The organism is Prolinoborus fasciculus (genome assembly GCF_056724605.1).
The window spans coordinates 1-1412 of the sequence record NZ_JBWZQN010000135.1; the positions used below are offsets into that span (position 1 = coordinate 1).

Sequence of the window (1412 nt, forward strand, 5' to 3'; positions counted from 1 at the left end):
CTGGTGACTGCACGCTTTGACGGGAACAATGCACGTGCGCCAAGCTTTGGTATTGCTAAAGCTGGTGAAGAACCACGTGTATTCTTTGCAGGCTTGCCAATGGGCCATGAGTTCACTTCGCTGATTCTGGCATTGCTGCAAACTTCAGGTTATGCACCGAAAGTCTCTGATGAAGTGCTAGCGAATATCAAGAGCCTGGGTGTTCAATCTAACTTTGACGTGTTCGTATCATTAAGTTGCCATAACTGTCCGGATGTGGTTCAGGCACTCAACCTGATCGCCATCTATAACCCGGGCACTACAGCGACCATGATTGATGGTGCTTTCTTCCAGGAAGAAGTGGAAGAACGCAAGATCATGGCGGTGCCGATGGTATTCCAGGACAACCAGCATATTGGTCAGGGTCGTATGACACTGGAAGAAATTATCGCCAAGCTGGATAGCAATGCCGCTGCCAAAGATGCTGAAAAGCTGAATGCCAAAGACACCTTTGATGTCCTGGTGATTGGTGGTGGACCTGCAGGCAATACTTCAGCCATCTATGCAGCGCGTAAAGGCATTAAGACCGGGATCGTGGCGGAGCGCATGGGCGGTCAGGTCATGGATACCATGGACATTGAAAACTTTACGTCTGTACAGAAGACCCAAGGTCCTAAATTTGCAGCCGAGATGGAAGCCCACGTGCGTGAATATGGTGTCGACATCATGAACCTGCAACGTGTGTCTGATATCAAAGGGGCAGACGAAACGGCCAATGGTCTGGTGGAAGTGACTTTAGCGAATGGTGCCAAACTGGAATCTAAAACCGTGATTCTGTCGACCGGCGCACGCTGGAGAGAGATGAACGTTCCGGGTGAGCAGGAATATAAAACTCGTGGTGTAGCCTACTGCCCGCACTGTGATGGTCCTTTGTTCAAGGGTAAACGTGTTGCGGTCATCGGTGGCGGTAACTCGGGTGTCGAAGCGGCGATTGACCTGGCGGGGATTGTGGAGCATGTCACCCTGGTGGAGTTTGATACCAAATTGCGTGCGGATCAGGTGTTGCAAGACAAGCTGAACAGCTTGCCGAATACCACCGTGATCAAGAATGCCTTGTCGACTGAAGTGCTGGGTGATGGTTCACAGGTGACCGGTCTGAAATATAAAGACCGTGCGACTGATGAAGAGCATACGGTAGAACTTGCGGGGATCTTCGTGCAGATCGGTTTGTTGCCAAACACGGATTTCCTGAAAGAAACAGCTGTTGAGCTAACCAACCGTGGCGAGATTGTGATTAACGACCGCAACGAAACCAATGTGAAAGGCGTATTTGCTGCAGGTGACTGTACCACAGTGCCGTACAAGCAGATCATCATTGCCACCGGTGAAGGTGCCAAGGCATCACTGTCTGCTTTTGATTACATCATCCGTTC

General features: G+C 50.5%; 1 protein-coding gene. It reads left to right on the plus strand.

Annotation, left to right across the window (positions count from 1 at the left end):
- Window positions 1–1412: alkyl hydroperoxide reductase subunit F (gene ahpF, locus AC1P5O_RS16570; RefSeq protein ID WP_499006416.1), on the plus strand; the 1412-nt coding region annotated here is incomplete at both ends.